The 14,799-nt window shown below is 45.3% G+C and carries 24 protein-coding genes; all 24 read left to right on the forward strand.

From position 1 onward, the window contains the following. Positions 1 to 19 precede the first annotated feature (19 nt). The 24 genes from fusA (at position 20) to secY (ending at position 14,771) form a co-directional block, all read left to right on the forward strand. Positions 20 to 2,098 carry an elongation factor G gene (fusA, locus tag ACFPYJ_RS28710; protein ID WP_379191677.1) on the forward strand — a complete coding sequence of 693 codons (2,079 nt, stop codon included), beginning with the start codon at positions 20 to 22 and terminating at the stop codon, positions 2,096 to 2,098. Between the two features lie 121 nt (positions 2,099 to 2,219). Further along, positions 2,220 to 3,410 carry an elongation factor Tu gene (tuf, locus tag ACFPYJ_RS28715; RefSeq protein WP_379191678.1) on the forward strand — a complete coding sequence of 397 codons (1,191 nt, stop codon included), beginning with the start codon at positions 2,220 to 2,222 and terminating at the stop codon, positions 3,408 to 3,410. Between the two features lie 518 nt (positions 3,411 to 3,928). After that, entirely contained in the window at positions 3,929 to 4,237 is a 309-nt protein-coding gene (rpsJ, locus tag ACFPYJ_RS28720; RefSeq protein WP_005544556.1) for a 30S ribosomal protein S10, read from the forward strand. Between the two features lie 37 nt (positions 4,238 to 4,274). After that, a complete protein-coding gene (gene rplC / locus ACFPYJ_RS28725; protein WP_379191679.1) occupies positions 4,275 to 4,898 on the forward strand; it encodes a 50S ribosomal protein L3 in 624 nt (207 codons plus the stop codon). 27 nt (positions 4,899 to 4,925) lie between these two features. Further along, positions 4,926 to 5,549, forward strand: coding sequence for a 50S ribosomal protein L4 (rplD, locus tag ACFPYJ_RS28730; protein WP_379191680.1), 624 nt, complete (start codon positions 4,926 to 4,928; stop codon positions 5,547 to 5,549). Further along, complete coding sequence (rplW, locus tag ACFPYJ_RS28735) at positions 5,549 to 5,839, forward strand: 50S ribosomal protein L23 (RefSeq protein ID WP_379191681.1); 291 nt, start codon at positions 5,549 to 5,551, stop codon at positions 5,837 to 5,839. Before rplD ends, rplW begins: the two co-directional genes overlap by 1 nt. 68 nt (positions 5,840 to 5,907) lie before the next feature. Next, a complete protein-coding gene (rplB, locus tag ACFPYJ_RS28740) occupies positions 5,908 to 6,738 on the forward strand; it encodes a 50S ribosomal protein L2 (protein WP_379191682.1) in 831 nt (276 codons plus the stop codon). A gap of 68 nt (positions 6,739 to 6,806) precedes the next feature. Then, the gene (gene rpsS / locus ACFPYJ_RS28745; protein WP_379191683.1) at positions 6,807 to 7,088 is read left to right on the forward strand and encodes a 30S ribosomal protein S19; all 282 of its coding nucleotides are present in this window, start codon (positions 6,807 to 6,809) and stop codon (positions 7,086 to 7,088) included. Positions 7,089 to 7,136: 48 nt separating this feature from the next. Beyond that, on the forward strand, positions 7,137 to 7,472 hold the full coding sequence (rplV, locus tag ACFPYJ_RS28750) for a 50S ribosomal protein L22 (RefSeq protein WP_090986326.1): 336 nt from the start codon (positions 7,137 to 7,139) through the stop codon (positions 7,470 to 7,472). 13 nt (positions 7,473 to 7,485) lie between these two features. Then, positions 7,486 to 8,151 carry a 30S ribosomal protein S3 gene (rpsC, locus tag ACFPYJ_RS28755; RefSeq protein ID WP_379191684.1) on the forward strand — a complete coding sequence of 222 codons (666 nt, stop codon included), beginning with the start codon at positions 7,486 to 7,488 and terminating at the stop codon, positions 8,149 to 8,151. Between the two features lie 2 nt (positions 8,152 to 8,153). Then, on the forward strand, positions 8,154 to 8,588 hold the full coding sequence (gene rplP, locus ACFPYJ_RS28760) for a 50S ribosomal protein L16 (protein WP_379191685.1): 435 nt from the start codon (positions 8,154 to 8,156) through the stop codon (positions 8,586 to 8,588). Then, positions 8,578 to 8,778 (forward strand): 50S ribosomal protein L29, encoded by a 201-nt coding sequence (gene rpmC, locus ACFPYJ_RS28765; RefSeq protein WP_379191686.1) that lies wholly within the window; start codon positions 8,578 to 8,580, stop codon positions 8,776 to 8,778. The genes rplP and rpmC overlap by 11 nt, the downstream gene beginning before the upstream one ends. Before the next feature lie 56 nt (positions 8,779 to 8,834). Further along, positions 8,835 to 9,098 carry a 30S ribosomal protein S17 gene (rpsQ, locus tag ACFPYJ_RS28770; protein WP_379191687.1) on the forward strand — a complete coding sequence of 88 codons (264 nt, stop codon included), beginning with the start codon at positions 8,835 to 8,837 and terminating at the stop codon, positions 9,096 to 9,098. A 42-nt stretch (positions 9,099 to 9,140) separates the two neighbouring features. Next, on the forward strand, positions 9,141 to 9,509 hold the full coding sequence (rplN, locus tag ACFPYJ_RS28775) for a 50S ribosomal protein L14 (RefSeq protein ID WP_090583243.1): 369 nt from the start codon (positions 9,141 to 9,143) through the stop codon (positions 9,507 to 9,509). A 42-nt stretch (positions 9,510 to 9,551) separates the two neighbouring features. After that, on the forward strand, positions 9,552 to 9,905 hold the full coding sequence (gene rplX, locus ACFPYJ_RS28780; protein WP_379191688.1) for a 50S ribosomal protein L24: 354 nt from the start codon (positions 9,552 to 9,554) through the stop codon (positions 9,903 to 9,905). Positions 9,906 to 9,936: 31 nt separating this feature from the next. Then, positions 9,937 to 10,479, forward strand: coding sequence for a 50S ribosomal protein L5 (rplE, locus tag ACFPYJ_RS28785; RefSeq protein ID WP_379191689.1), 543 nt, complete (start codon positions 9,937 to 9,939; stop codon positions 10,477 to 10,479). 22 nt (positions 10,480 to 10,501) lie between these two features. After that, complete coding sequence (locus ACFPYJ_RS28790; protein WP_115995323.1) at positions 10,502 to 10,687, forward strand: type Z 30S ribosomal protein S14; 186 nt, start codon at positions 10,502 to 10,504, stop codon at positions 10,685 to 10,687. Between the two features lie 30 nt (positions 10,688 to 10,717). After that, complete coding sequence (gene rpsH, locus ACFPYJ_RS28795; protein ID WP_125663921.1) at positions 10,718 to 11,116, forward strand: 30S ribosomal protein S8; 399 nt, start codon at positions 10,718 to 10,720, stop codon at positions 11,114 to 11,116. A gap of 30 nt (positions 11,117 to 11,146) precedes the next feature. After that, on the forward strand, positions 11,147 to 11,689 hold the full coding sequence (gene rplF / locus ACFPYJ_RS28800) for a 50S ribosomal protein L6 (RefSeq protein WP_379191690.1): 543 nt from the start codon (positions 11,147 to 11,149) through the stop codon (positions 11,687 to 11,689). A 65-nt stretch (positions 11,690 to 11,754) separates the two neighbouring features. After that, positions 11,755 to 12,123, forward strand: coding sequence for a 50S ribosomal protein L18 (gene rplR / locus ACFPYJ_RS28805; RefSeq protein ID WP_379191691.1), 369 nt, complete (start codon positions 11,755 to 11,757; stop codon positions 12,121 to 12,123). A gap of 32 nt (positions 12,124 to 12,155) precedes the next feature. Beyond that, positions 12,156 to 12,653, forward strand: coding sequence for a 30S ribosomal protein S5 (rpsE, locus tag ACFPYJ_RS28810; protein WP_379191692.1), 498 nt, complete (start codon positions 12,156 to 12,158; stop codon positions 12,651 to 12,653). A gap of 13 nt (positions 12,654 to 12,666) precedes the next feature. Beyond that, on the forward strand, positions 12,667 to 12,852 hold the full coding sequence (gene rpmD, locus ACFPYJ_RS28815; protein WP_379191693.1) for a 50S ribosomal protein L30: 186 nt from the start codon (positions 12,667 to 12,669) through the stop codon (positions 12,850 to 12,852). Positions 12,853 to 13,028: 176 nt separating this feature from the next. Continuing rightward, positions 13,029 to 13,469, forward strand: a complete 441-nt coding sequence (gene rplO / locus ACFPYJ_RS28820) for a 50S ribosomal protein L15 (RefSeq protein WP_379191694.1) — start codon at positions 13,029 to 13,031, stop codon at positions 13,467 to 13,469. Continuing rightward, on the forward strand, positions 13,470 to 14,771 hold the full coding sequence (gene secY, locus ACFPYJ_RS28825) for a preprotein translocase subunit SecY (protein WP_379191695.1): 1,302 nt from the start codon (positions 13,470 to 13,472) through the stop codon (positions 14,769 to 14,771). Positions 14,772 to 14,799 lie beyond the last annotated feature (28 nt).

Consider the following 14,799-nt stretch of genomic DNA (forward strand, 5'->3'; position numbering starts at 1 on the left):
ATCGAAAGGAGACGAGATTATGGCAAGAGAGTTCTCCTTGAAAAATACTCGTAATATCGGGATCATGGCGCATATTGATGCTGGTAAAACGACCACGACAGAGCGGATCCTGTTCTACACAGGCCGTACCCACAAGATCGGTGAAGTGCATGAAGGTGCAGCAACGATGGACTGGATGGAGCAGGAACAAGAGCGCGGAATTACGATTACTTCCGCGGCTACGACAGCTCAATGGGATGGTCACCGCATTAATATTATCGACACCCCGGGGCACGTTGACTTCACGGTTGAAGTTGAACGTTCCCTGCGTGTATTGGACGGGGCTGTTGGGGTTTTCAGTGCTAAAGAAGGCGTAGAGCCACAATCCGAAACGGTTTGGCGTCAAGCTGACCGTTACAACGTTCCACGGATCGCATACGTTAACAAAATGGACATCATCGGCGCAGACTTTTTGAATGTTATCAAAGACATGCGCACACGTCTACAAGCTAACGCTGTTGCAATTCAACTGCCGATCGGTGCTGAGAATGACTTTTTAGGCGTAATCGACTTGCTTGAGCGAGTTGCTTACAAATATAAAGACGATCTCGGTAAAGAACCGGAAAAAGTTGAAATTCCTGAAGAATACAAAGAGCAAGTTGAAGAACTCCGCTTAGAACTTATCGAGAAAGTTGCTGAGCTTGATGAAGAGCTCACAATGAAATACCTCGAGGGTGAAGAAATTACAGTTCCAGAGATCAAAGCAGTATTGCGTAAAGGTGTCTGTGACGTTAAGATCTTCCCAGTTATTTGTGGTTCATCATACCGTAACAAAGGCGTTCAAATGATGCTTGATGCTGTAGTAGATTACCTGCCAGCTCCGATTGATGTTCCAGATATCAAGGGTACTCTTGAAGATGGAACAGAAACGGTTCGTAAATCAGCAGACGATCAGCCGTTCGCGGCACTAGCATTCAAAATCATGACGGATCCATATGTTGGTAAGTTGACGTTCTTCCGTGTGTACTCTGGTGTACTGCAATCAGGTTCGTACGTGCTAAACTCTACTAAGGGTAAACGCGAACGTATCGGTCGTATTCTCCAAATGCATGCTAACGCTCGTCAAGAAATTGCTATCGTTTACTCCGGAGATATCGCTGCTGCAGTTGGTCTTAAAGATACAATAACAGGCGATACGCTTTGCGATGAGAAAGAACCGGTAATTCTCGAATCCATGAACTTCCCTGATCCGGTAATTTCGGTTGCTATTGAGCCGAAAACAAAAGCCGATCAAGATAAACTTGGAATCGCGATTTCCAAACTTGCTGAAGAAGATCCTACGTTCCGAGCGCATACGGACGAAGAAACAAACCAAACGATTATTTCAGGTATGGGTGAGCTTCACCTTGAGATCCTCGTTGACCGTATGCTTCGCGAATTCAAAGTCGAAACAAACGTTGGTAAGCCTCAAGTAGCTTATCGTGAAACGTTCCGTACGCCTGCGAAAGTCGAAGGAAAATTCGTTCGTCAGTCTGGTGGTCGTGGTCAATTCGGACATTGCTGGGTTGAATTCTCGCCTCAAGAAGCAGGTACAGGCTTTATATTCGAGAATAAAACTGTCGGTGGATCCATTCCACGGGAATTTATTGCTCCAATTCAAGCAGGTATCGAAGAGTCAATGAAGAATGGTGTTATTGCAGGTTTCCCGCTTGTTGACATCAAAGCAGTTGTCGTTGACGGATCTTACCATGACGTTGACTCCTCGGAGATGGCGTTCAAAATTGCTGGATCGATGGCACTTAAAGCAGCGAAGGATAAATGTCATCCCGTACTGCTTGAGCCTATCATGAAGGTTGAAGTAACGGTTCCTGAAGAGTACATGGGTGATGTAATGGGTATGTTGAACTCCCGTCGTGGTCGTATTGAAGGTATGGATTCCCGTGCTGGTGCACAAATCATCCGTGCTAAGGTACCTCTTTCCGAGATGTTTGGATATTCAACAACTCTACGTTCTGGTACGCAGGGCCGCGGTGTATTCTCCATGGAGCTTTCACACTATGATGAAGTACCAAAATCGATTTCGGAAGAAATCATTGCAAAATCAAAAGGCGATTCCTAATAGGAACGTTTTAACAACTTGTTACGCATAAGTTGTAAACCGGTCGAATGACGGAAAGCCTTGATGCTTGCCCATTCGGCCTACCACATAGATTTCTATATATTAAGGAGGAATTAGTTCAATGGCTAAGGCAAAATTTGAACGTAACAAACCGCACGTTAATATCGGTACTATCGGTCACGTCGATCATGGTAAAACAACTTTGACTGCTGCTATCACAACTGTACTTTCCAAACGTTATGGTGGTGCTGCTGTAGCATTCGACCAAATCGATAAAGCTCCAGAAGAGCGCGAGCGTGGTATCACAATCTCCACAGCTCACGTTGAATACGAAACTCCTAACCGTCACTATGCACACGTTGACTGCCCAGGCCATGCTGACTATGTTAAAAACATGATCACTGGTGCTGCACAAATGGATGGCGCGATTCTCGTTGTATCCGCTGCAGACGGTCCTATGCCACAAACACGTGAGCACATCTTGCTCTCCCGTCAAGTAGGCGTACCTTACATCGTAGTATTCCTTAACAAATGCGATATGGTTGAAGACGAAGAGTTGCTTGAACTCGTTGAGATGGAAGTTCGCGACCTTCTTAGCGAATATGAGTTCCCAGGTGACGACACTCCAATCATCCGCGGAGCTGCTCGTGAAGCTTTGTCCAACCCAGATGGTCCTTGGGCTGACAAAATCATTGAGTTGTTCGAGCAAGTTGACACTTACATCCCAACTCCACAACGTGATACTGAAAAACCATTCCTTATGCCAGTTGAGGATGTTTTCACAATTACAGGTCGTGGTACAGTTGCTACCGGACGTGTTGAGCGTGGCGTAGTTAAAGTCGGCGACGAGGTTGAAATCGTTGGTATCGCTGAAGAAACTCGCAAATCCGTTTGTACGGGTGTTGAGATGTTCCGTAAATTGCTTGATTCCGCTCAAGCAGGCGACAACATCGGCGCATTGCTTCGTGGTGTGGATCGTAAAGATATCGAGCGCGGCCAAGTTCTTGCTAAGCCAGGTTCGGTTAAACCGCACACGAACTTCACAGCTCAAATCTACGTTCTGACTAAAGAAGAGGGCGGACGTCACAAACCTTTCTTCACAGGTTACCGTCCACAGTTCTACTTCCGTACAACTGACGTAACTGGTATCATCAGCCTGCCTGAAGGTACTGAAATGGTTATGCCTGGTGATAACATCACAGTTACAGTTGAGCTGATCAACCCGATCGCTATCGAAGAAGGTACTCGCTTCGCTATCCGCGAAGGCGGACGTACTGTTGGCGCTGGAGCAGTAGCATCCATCCAAAAATAATTATGAATGGCGGCGCAAGCCATCACTCAGAGCCCTCACTCCGGTGAGGGCTTTTATTTATTTCTATATTTTGAGGTTTGAATAATATTGTTTCTTCTATAATAATAGTAAAGACAGTTCTCCCAAGAACGGCATCCTCGGGTAACACAAATCAAATTATCCACAATTCATTCCTGGTTCACACAATGTGGATAACTTTCTCGGAACGATCTACTATACATGTGATGATAGATGAGTTTTGATAAGAGACTTCGTTATTCAAACATAGCAGCTGTATTTGATTTGGCGGTAAGTGCAATGAGGAAGTGGAATCGTGTTAGAAACGATGCTTTCAATGAAGCCCAATATTGTTGTTGCATTCGCCCGCCAATTCAGATATAATAGTGAGCGTTGGTCTGTGACGTTGCGATGATGCAAGAGGTTGCCGACACACACGGCTCCTTTGCCATGAGGAGCGTGTCGGGTTTTCTTGCGGAGTATGTCCGATACTAAATTGGGCGATAGAAGGAGGGACTTATATGGCTAAGCAAAAAATTCGTATTCGTTTGAAAGCGTACGATCACAGAATTTTGGACCAGTCAGCAGAGAAGATTGTAGAAACTGCTAAACGTTCCGGTGCAGGTGTTTCTGGGCCGATTCCGCTTCCAACTGAGAAGCAAATCATCACTATTCTGCGTGCGGTACACAAGTACAAAGATTCAAGGGAACAATTCGAAATGCGCACACACAAGCGCTTGATCGACATTGTAAACCCAACGCCGCAAACGGTTGATGCATTGATGCGCTTGGATCTGCCATCCGGTGTAGATATCGAAATTAAACTGTAAAGCATAACGGAAAATGGAAAGGAAATGAGGTGTCAACATGAAAGGTATCTTAGGGAAAAAACTTGGAATGACTCAAGTGTTTACTGCAGAAGGCAACGTTATTCCGGTAACGGTTATCGAAGCAGGACCTTGTGTTGTTTTGCAAAAGAAGGACCAAGAAAACGATGGCTATGAAGCTGTTCAAATTGGTTTCTCCGACAAGAAAGAAAAAAGAGCAACTAAGCCAGAAATCGGCCATGCAAAGAAGGCTGAAACGGCTCCTAAGCGCTACGTTCGTGAATTTCGCGGTATTACACTTGGCGAATATGAAGTTGGCCAACTTTTGAAGGCTGATCATTTTGCACAAGGCGAGTTCGTTGACGTAACATCAACATCCAAAGGTAAAGGTTTCCAAGGTAACATTAAACGTTGGAACCAAAGCCGTGGACCAATGGCTCACGGATCGCGTTATCACCGTGGACCAGGTTCGATGGGTTCTATCCAAGCGAACCGTGTACCGAAAGGCAAACACCTTCCAGGACACATGGGACATGAAACAGTTACGATTCAAAACCTTGAGATCGTACGTGTTGATGCAGAACGCAATGTATTGCTCATTAAAGGCTCCGTACCGGGTCCTAAAAATAGCTTTGTAAAAGTTAAATCCACGGTGAAGAAATAACCGTCTATAAGAAAGGAGGAACAAGAAATGCCGAAAGTAGCACTTTTAAGCGTGAACGGCTCGCAAGTTGGTGAAGTTGAACTATCGGAAACGATTTTCGGTATCCAACCTAACGTTCATGTGTTGCATAGTGCAGTTCTGCTTCAACAAGCTTCTGAACGCAGAGGAACGCACAAAACTAAAGGTCGCTCTGAAGTACGCGGCGGCGGACGTAAGCCTTGGAAACAAAAAGGAACAGGTCGCGCTCGTCAAGGTAGCATTCGCTCCCCGCAATGGGTTGGCGGCGGTACTGTATTTGGACCGACACCACGCAGCTATAGCTTCAAATTGCCTAAGAAAGTTCGTCGCTTGGCAATTAAATCCGCTTTGTCTTCCAAGGTGATTGACAACGATCTGATCGTGCTTGATCAACTGGCGTTCGCGCAACCGAAGACAAAAGAATTCACAGCAATCCTGAACAACCTGAAAGTGGCTCGTAAAGCACTTGTTGTAACAGCATCCTACGAAGATAACGTAGCATTGTCTGCTCGTAATATTCCTGGTATCAAGTTCGTTGCAGCGGATGGCATTAATGTTCTGGACGTCATGAAACATGACAAGCTAATCATCACTAAAGAAGCGATTGAAAAAGTACAGGAGGTGCTTGCGTAATGAAAAATCCTCGCGATATTATCAAGCGCCCCATCATTACGGAACAAACGAGTGACTTCATGGCTAACAAGAAATATGTATTTGAAGTCGATATGCGTGCTAACAAAACGGAAATCAAACTCGCTATTCAACAAATTTTTAAAGTTAAAGTTACAAGTGTAAATACGCTTCGTATGCCTGCCAAGCCTAAACGCTACGGTAAACATAGCGGATATACATCTGAGTGGAAAAAAGCGTATGTTCAACTAAGCGCTGACAGCAATGAACTTGAATTTTTCGAATCAGTCTAAAATCATCTGAGCTTATGAGCTCGGATTGTCTAATAGACAGATAGATAAAAGTTAAGGAGGGAATCGAAGTGCCGATCAAGAAGTATAAACCGACTTCTCCAGCTAGACGTAACATGTCTGTCTCTACATTTGAAGAGATTACGACAAGTACTCCGGAGAAATCGCTTCTTGCGCCGCTTTTCAAAAAAGCCGGCCGCAACAATCAAGGTAAAATTACGGTTCGTCATCACGGTGGTGGACATAAACGTAAATACCGGATCATCGACTTCAAACGGAATAAAGACGGAATCGTTGGTAATGTAGCTACGATCGAGTATGATCCGAACCGTACATCCAACATCGCACTTATCCACTATGTGGATGGCGAGAAAGCTTACATCATCGCACCAAAAGGACTTAAAGTTGGGGATAAAGTCGTTTCCGGAGCAGGATCGGATATCAAAGTGGGTAATGCAATGCCGCTTGAGAACATTCCTGTAGGTACGGTTATCCACAATATCGAATTGAAGCCTGGTAAAGGCGGGCAATTGGTTCGTTCTGCTGGTACTTCTGCACAACTTCTTGGTAAAGAAGAGAATTACGTTACAATTCGCTTGACGTCAGGTGAAGTGCGTCGTATTCTGAAAAAATGCCGCGCGACAATCGGTTCAGTTGGTAACGAAGATCATGAGCTTATCAGCATTGGTAAAGCCGGTCGTTCCCGTTGGATGGGCAAACGCCCTGAAGTACGTGGTGTTGTTATGAACCCGAACGATCACCCACACGGTGGTGGTGAAGGCCGTGCTCCAATCGGACGCAAATCGCCTATGTCCCCATGGGGCAAACCAACACTTGGTTTCAAAACGCGCAAAAAGAAAAAAGCATCAAGCCAATATATTGTTCGTGGACGTACGAAGTAATAGGCGCATGAGCGCCACCTACATGACGCGCTGCGTCGCGTAACGTTAGCGTGAAGGGAGGAACATCCATGGGTCGCAGTTTGAAGAAAGGTCCGTTTATTGACGGTTACCTGCTTAAAAAGGTTGAAGTGCTGAACCAAGCGGAGAAAAAAGTTGTTATTAAAACTTGGTCCCGCCGTTCGACAATTTTCCCGCAATTCATCGGTCATACGCTTGCAGTCTATGATGGACGTAAACATGTACCGGTTTATGTGACGGAAGATATGGTTGGCCACAAGCTCGGTGAGTTTGCACCGACTCGTTCGTACAAAGGTCACGGTAGTGACGACAAGAAAACAGGTCGTCGTTAATCGGTGAAACAAATAATATTGTCACAGTGATTGAAAGGAGGTTCATCCATGCAACAAGCTAAAGCGTTCGCTAACCACGTGCGCATTGCACCTCGTAAAGCGCAGCTGGTTGTCGATTTAATTCGCGGCAAGCAAGTAGGCGAAGCAATCGCGATTTTGCGTCATACGCCGAAATCGGCTTCCCCTATCGTGGAGAAGCTTTTGAATTCTGCTATTGCTAATGCGGAGCACAACTACCAATTGGACGTTAATAAATTGGTGATTACACAAGTATTCGTAAACCAAGGTCCAACAATGAAACGTTTCCGTCCGCGGGCAATGGGTCGTGCTAGCCGGATTAACAAAAGAACCAGCCACATTACTTTGGTGGTATCCGAAAAATAAGGAGGGAAAACGTGTGGGACAAAAGGTAAATCCCGTCGGATTTCGAATTGGTGTTATCCGCGATTGGGAATCCAAATGGTTCGCAGGTAAAGATTTTGGCGAATTGCTCATAGAAGATGTTAAAATTCGTGAGTTCCTTAAAAACAAGCTGAAAGATGCAGCTGTTTCTCGTTTTGAAATTGAACGTGCTGCTAACCGCGTTAACGTTACAATTAACACGGCTAAACCTGGTATGGTTATCGGTAAAGGTGGTTCCGAAGTTGAAAACCTTCGCGCTGCTCTTTCGAAAATCGCTAAAGGTAAAAAAGTTCATATCAACATCGCAGAAATCAAACATCCAGAACTTGATGCAGTCTTGGTCGCAGAAAGCATTGCTCAACAACTTGAGCGCCGTATCTCGTTCCGTCGTGCAATGAAACAATCGATTCAACGTACGATTCGTTCAGGTGCTAAAGGTATCAAAACTTCGGTCAGCGGTCGTCTTGGCGGTGCCGAAATTGCTCGTCAGGAAGGTTACAGCGAAGGTACAGTTCCGCTTCATACACTTCGTGCTGATATCGATTATGGCACAGCTGAAGCAGCAACAACATACGGCCGTATAGGCGTAAAAGTATGGATCTATCGCGGCGAAATCCTTCCAACGAAGAAGAAAGCTGCTCCCCAGGAAGGAGGCAACTAATCATGTTGGTACCAAAACGTGTCAAACATCGTAAACAACAACGCGGTCACATGAAAGGTCGCGCAAAAGGCGGCACTGATGTTACCTTTGGTGAATTCGGTTTGCAAGCACTAGAACCGTCATGGATCACAAACCGTCAGATCGAAGCGGCTCGTATCGCTATGACTCGCTACATCAAACGTGGCGGTAAAGTATGGATCAAAATCTTCCCTTCGAAACCAATTACCCAAAAGCCTCTTGAAGTACGTATGGGTAGCGGTAAAGGTAACGTTGAGAAATGGGTTGCAGTCGTAAAACCGGGCAAAATTATGTTCGAGCTTGCAGGTGTATCTGAAGAGATCGCTCGCGAAGCAATGCGTCTTGCAGCACATAAACTCCCAATTAAAACGAAGTTCGTGAAACGCGAAGAAGTGGGTGGTGAAGCAAATGAAAGCTAATGAATTCCGCAACCTGACTTCTGTTGAGCTTGAACAGAAAGTCGCTGGATTTAAAGAAGAGCTTTTTAACCTTCGTTTTCAATTGGCTACAGGCCAACTGGAGAACCCTACTCGCATCCGTGATGTGCGTAAGGATATCGCTCGCGCCAAAACGATTCTTCGCGAAAGAGAACTTGGAATTAGCAGCTAATTGTTAAGATCCGGGTTGGGATACGAATTGTTTTATTGTAAGGAAGGAGGAAGAACATGAGCGAACGTAATGCCCGCAAAGTTCAAGTCGGTAAAGTCGTAAGCGACAAAATGGATAAAACGATCGTTGTTGCTGTTGAAACATACAAAAAACATGATCTGTACCATAAACGCATCAAATATACGAAAAAATTTAAAGCGCATGATGAGAATAACCAAGCTAAGATTGGCGATGTCGTCAAAGTTATGGAAACTCGTCCGCTTTCGAAAGACAAACGGTTCCGCCTTGTTGAAATCGTTGAAGTAGCTGTTATCTTGTAAAATTGCTTTCGATAAGCATTTTCTCGAAAGGAGGACGTTGAAATGATTCAACCATTTACGCGTTTGGCCGTCGCTGACAACTCCGGCGCGAAAGAACTTATGTGCATTCGTGTGCTGGGTGGTACAGGACGTCGTGTTGGCCACATCGGTGATTTGATCGTCTGCTCCGTAAAACAAGCAACACCCGGTGGCGTTGTCAAAAAGGGTGATGTAGTAAAAGCGGTTATCGTTCGTACGAAACGTGCGGTTCGCCGTAAAGACGGTTCATACATTGCATTTGATGAGAATGCAGCAGTTATTGTTAAAGAAGACAAGAGCCCGCGCGGCACACGTATCTTCGGACCAGTTGCTCGCGAACTTCGCGATCGTGACTTTATGAAAATCGTATCGCTTGCTCCGGAAGTTATCTAAACAACTTGCGCAAAGCGCGCATGAACGCAGGAGGTGTAACTCATGCCACGGTTGAAAAAAATATTAGAGTCCCACAACAATAAAATGCACGTGAAAAAAGACGACTCCGTTATCGTAATCACCGGTAAAGACAAAGGTAAAAAAGGCCGCGTCATCGCAGCTTATCCACGTCAAAACCGCGTTCTTATCGAAGGCGTCAATATGGTTAAGAAACATACTCGTCCATCACAAGCTAACCCACAGGGCGGTATTATCGAACAAGAAGCGGCCATTCACGTTTCGAACGTTATGCACATTGATCCGAAAAGCGGTAAAGTAACTCGCATTGGATACAAAGTGCTTGATAACGGTAAAAAAGTTCGGATCGCTAAAAAATCCGGCGAAGTAATCGATTAATTGACCGAATTGGAAAGGAGGTATAGGTTACATGGCAGTAAGAATGAAAGATCGTTTCCTGAATGAAATCACACCGGCTCTCATGCAGAAGTTTAACTACTCAACCGTCATGCAAGTGCCGAAAATCGAGAAAATCGTTATCAACATGGGTGTTGGTGAAGCTGTTTCCAATTCCAAGGTTCTCGATGTTGCAGTAGAAGACATGCGTCTGATCTCTGGTCAAAAACCAGTTGTCACTCGTTCCAAGAAATCAATTGCTGGTTTCAAACTTCGCGAAAATATGCCAATCGGGGTTAAAGTAACACTGCGCGGTGAGCGTATGTACTACTTCCTTGATAAATTGTTGAATGTTACTCTTCCACGCGTACGTGACTTCCGCGGCGTATCGAACAAAGCATTTGACGGTCGTGGCAACTATACGCTCGGTTTGAAAGAACAATTGATCTTCCCGGAGATCGAGTATGACAAAGTAGACAAAGTGCGTGGTATGGACGTCGTTATCGTCACGACGGCAAAAACGGACGAAGAAGCTCGTGAACTGCTGACCCAATTGGGCATGCCGTTTACGAAGTAATCCACAGGAGGTGTAACACCAAGTGGCAAAAACTTCGATGAAGGTTAAGCAGCAACGTACACCTAAATTCAAAGTGCAGGCTTACACACGCTGCGAACGTTGCGGCCGTCCGCATTCCGTTTTGCAAAAGTTTAAAATTTGCCGGATTTGTTTCCGTGAATTAGCACATAAAGGCCAGATACCTGGCGTTAAAAAAGCAAGCTGGTAATCAGCCTAGTTCAGGAAGGAGGTTTACACAATGGTTATGTCTGATCCTATCGCAGATATGCTTACACGCATTCGCAATGCAAACGTTGTGCGTCATGAGACCGTGGAAATGCCGGCTTCGAAAGTGAAGAAGCAAATCGCTGAAATTTTGAAACGCGAGGGCTTCATCCGTGATGCTGAGTATATCGAAGATAACAAACAAGGGATTATCCGTATCTTTTTGAAATACGGCCCTAACCAAGAACGTGTTATTACGGGTCTGAAACGTATCAGCAAACCGGGATTACGCGTTTACACGAAAAGCACTGAAGTTCCTCGCGTACTAGGTGGACTTGGAATGGCGATCATCTCGACTTCCCAAGGCATCATGACTGATAAAGAAGCACGTCAAGTTAAATCCGGCGGAGAAGTTGTCTGCTACGTTTGGTAATAAACTGTCACAACGATTGGAGGTGTAACAATGTCTCGTATTGGCCGTAAGCCGATCCAAGTCCCAGGTGGCGTAAACATCGACTTGGACAACAGCTTCATTACTGTTAAAGGACCTAAAGGTACACTTAGCCGTGAACTGCACAAGGATATGAAAATCGTAGTTGCGGACAGTGTCATCACAGTAGAGCGTCCTTCTGACAATAAATTGCATCGTTCCCTACACGGTACAACTCGTAGCGTCATCGCTAATATGGTGAGTGGTGTTACAGAAGGGTTTGCTAAGAACCTTGAGCTTGTAGGCGTTGGTTACCGTGCAAACAAAACTGGCGAAAAAATCGTTCTTAACGTTGGTTACTCCCATCCGGTTGAAATCACACCGGAAAACGGTATTGAGTTTGAAGTTCCTTCAAACACTAAAATTACTGTTCGTGGAATCGACAAAGAATTGGTTGGAGCTACAGCTGCGAAAATTCGTTCCGTACGTGAGCCTGAGCCGTATAAAGGTAAAGGAATTAAGTACGAAGGTGAGCGTATTATTCGTAAAGAAGGTAAAGCTGGTAAGAAGAAATAAGCAAGCCGTCCTGGCTGCTTAATCGGATAGCATCATAAGCCTTATAAGGAAGGAGTGTACAACGAATGATTACAAAAGGCGATAAGAACAAAGCGCGTTTAAAACGTCACCTACGTGTACGTAAGAAAATTAACGGAACAACGCAGCGTCCGCGTCTCTCTGTATTCCGTTCTTCTAAACACATCTATGCACAACTGATTGATGATGTTCTAGGCGTAACGGTCGCTTCCGCGTCTACGCTCGATAAAGAAATCGCTGGTCAAGTCACTAACGGTGGTAACACCGAAGCGGCTCGTAAAATTGGCGAACTTATCGCAAACCGCGCTAAAGCGAAAGGCGTTGAGCAAGTTGTCTTTGATCGTGGCGGTTACTTGTACCATGGAAGAATTCAAGCACTAGCAGATGCAGCTCGCGAAGCTGGTCTAGAATTCTAATTGATAATACTTATTTAAGGAGGTAAGACGACTTGCGTATAGATCCGAATGCGTTAGAACTGACTGAAAAAGTAGTCCAAATCAACCGCGTATCGAAAGTTGTAAAAGGCGGACGCCGTTTCAGCTTTAGTGCTCTAGTAGTGGTTGGTGACGGCAAAGGATACGTTGGCGCAGGGATCGGTAAAGCAGGAGAAGTTCCTGATGCGATCCGTAAAGGCATCGAAGATGCTAAGAAAAACCTGATCCACGTACCTTTCGTAAAAACAACGATTCCGCATCAAGTGCTTGGACACTTCGGCGCAGGACGCGTACTGCTTAAACCGGCATCTGAAGGTACCGGAGTTATTGCAGGCGGCCCTGTTCGTGCGGTTCTTGAACTTGCTGGTGTTGGCGATATCTTGACGAAATCGCTTGGATCATCCAATTCCATGAATATGGTTAATGCTACACTTGAAGGACTTTCCCGTCTGAAACGTGCAGAAGATGTTGCCAAATTGCGTGGAAAAACAGTAAAAGAGCTTTTGGGCTAAGGAGGAGAATACGATGGCAAAATTGCAAATCACCCTCGTTCGCAGCCTAATTGGTCGTAACGAGAAGCAGCGTGCGACTGTTACATCGCTTGGTCTTCGCAAAATTCGTCAATCGGTTGTCCACAACGACAGCCCGGCTATCCGCGGCATGATTAACCATGTCAGCCACTTGGTATCAGTAGAAGAAGTAAAAGCGTAAATCGTCAGCCATGACGAATGAAATACAAATCGGCACTTGCTTCTGAATCGAGTTTTATATCTATGAAGCTCGATCAAGAAGTGGCGCAAAACCTAGCATAAACTTCCAAGGTGATTTTGCTTAACTGCAAATTACTCAAGGAAGTGGCGCAAAACTTTAAGGAGGTGCAACGTACGATGAAATTGCATGATCTCAAACCAGCACCGGGTTCTCGTAAAGAGGGCTTCCGCGTTGGCCGCGGTATCGGTAGCGGCAACGGTAAAACGTCCGGTCGCGGTCACAAAGGTCAAAACAGCCGCTCCGGCGGTGGTGTTCGTCCGGGCTTCGAAGGCGGTCAAAACCCGTTGTATCGTCGCTTGCCTAAACGCGGATTTAACAATCCATTCCGCAAAGAGTATGCGATTGTGAACATCGATCAACTGAACGGCTTCGCTGCAGGTACAGAGGTAACTCCTGAACTGCTGCTCGAGCAAGGTATCGTTAAGAACCCACAAAGCGGCATTAAAATTTTGGGAACTGGCGAAATTACTGTTCAGATTTCGGTAAAAGCAAGCAAGTTCTCTCAATCTGCGGTAGAGAAAATCCAGGCTGCCGGCGGTAAAACCGAGGTGATCTAATTGTTCAAGACCGTGTCCAACATTTGGAAAGTGGAAGACCTTCGCAAGCGGATTTTGTTCACATTGTTCATCTTGCTTGTCTACCGGATCGGTTCATTCATCCCGGTTCCTGGTGTCAATAAGGATGTTTTTACACAAGTAGATCAATCCGGTTCTGATCTGTTCGGTTTGCTTAACACATTCTCAGGTGGGGCATTGTTCCAGTTCTCGATTTTCGCGATCGGGATCATGCCTTACATTACGTCATCAATCATCGTACAGCTATTGTCGATGGACGTAATTCCGAAATTTGCTGAATGGGCAAAAGAAGGCGAAAATGGTAAACGCAAACTTGCACAAATCACACGTTATGGTACAGTTATTCTTGGCTTGGTTCAAGGTTTCGGTACTGCGATCGGCTTTAACCGGTCATATCAATATGATATGATTCCTGGTGCAACGTTTACGGATTATCTCATGATTGCGATAATTCTTACGGCAGGTACGGCCTTCCTCATGTGGCTCGGTGAGCAAATCACGGAGAAAGGCATTGGGAACGGGATTTCCGTTCTAATCTTTGCCGGTATCGTTGCTGCTATTCCAAAGCATATTCGCTCCATCTATCAGCAAGAATTCGTTGATGCTGGAGATGCAACATTCCTTAACATCATTAAGGTAATCGTTATACTGATTGTTATCGTTGCGATTATCGTTGGCGTAATATTTGTTCAACAAGGTATTCGCAAAATTCCGGTACAATACGCTAAACGTGTTGTAGGACGGAAAATGTATGGCGGTCAATCAACTCATATTCCGCTGAAAGTAAACGGAGCAGGTGTTATCCCGGTCATCTTCGCGGTCTCACTTCTGATGTTCCCGATTACAATCGCGCAATTCTGGTCCACACATAGCTGGGCAACATGGGTTCAAAACCATATGTACTATGACAAGCCACTAGGCATGACTTTGTACGTATTGCTGATTATCGCTTTCACATTCTTTTACACTTTTGTGCAAATTAATCCGGTGCAGATGGCTGATCAAATGAAGAAAAACGGCGGCTATATTCCAGGCATTCGTCCTGGCAAGCCAACGTCTTCCTACATCACGCGCGTCATGTCGAGGATTACGCTAAGCGGTGCGATATTCTTGTCGGTTATCTCGATCCTGCCAGTAATCTTCGGCACGCTCGCAGATTTACCTCGTGACGTTAAGCTTGGTGGTACCTCTTTGCTAATCGTTATTGGGGTTGCACTTGATACGATGAAGCAAATAGAGACTCAACTGATCAAGCGCCACTACAAAGGGTTTATCAATAAATAATGATAGGTTCGCAAGCGGGCTTCCGCGC

Source organism: Paenibacillus solisilvae (assembly GCF_042656405.1).
Classification (GTDB): Bacteria; Bacillota; Bacilli; order Paenibacillales; family Paenibacillaceae; genus Paenibacillus_Z; species Paenibacillus_Z solisilvae.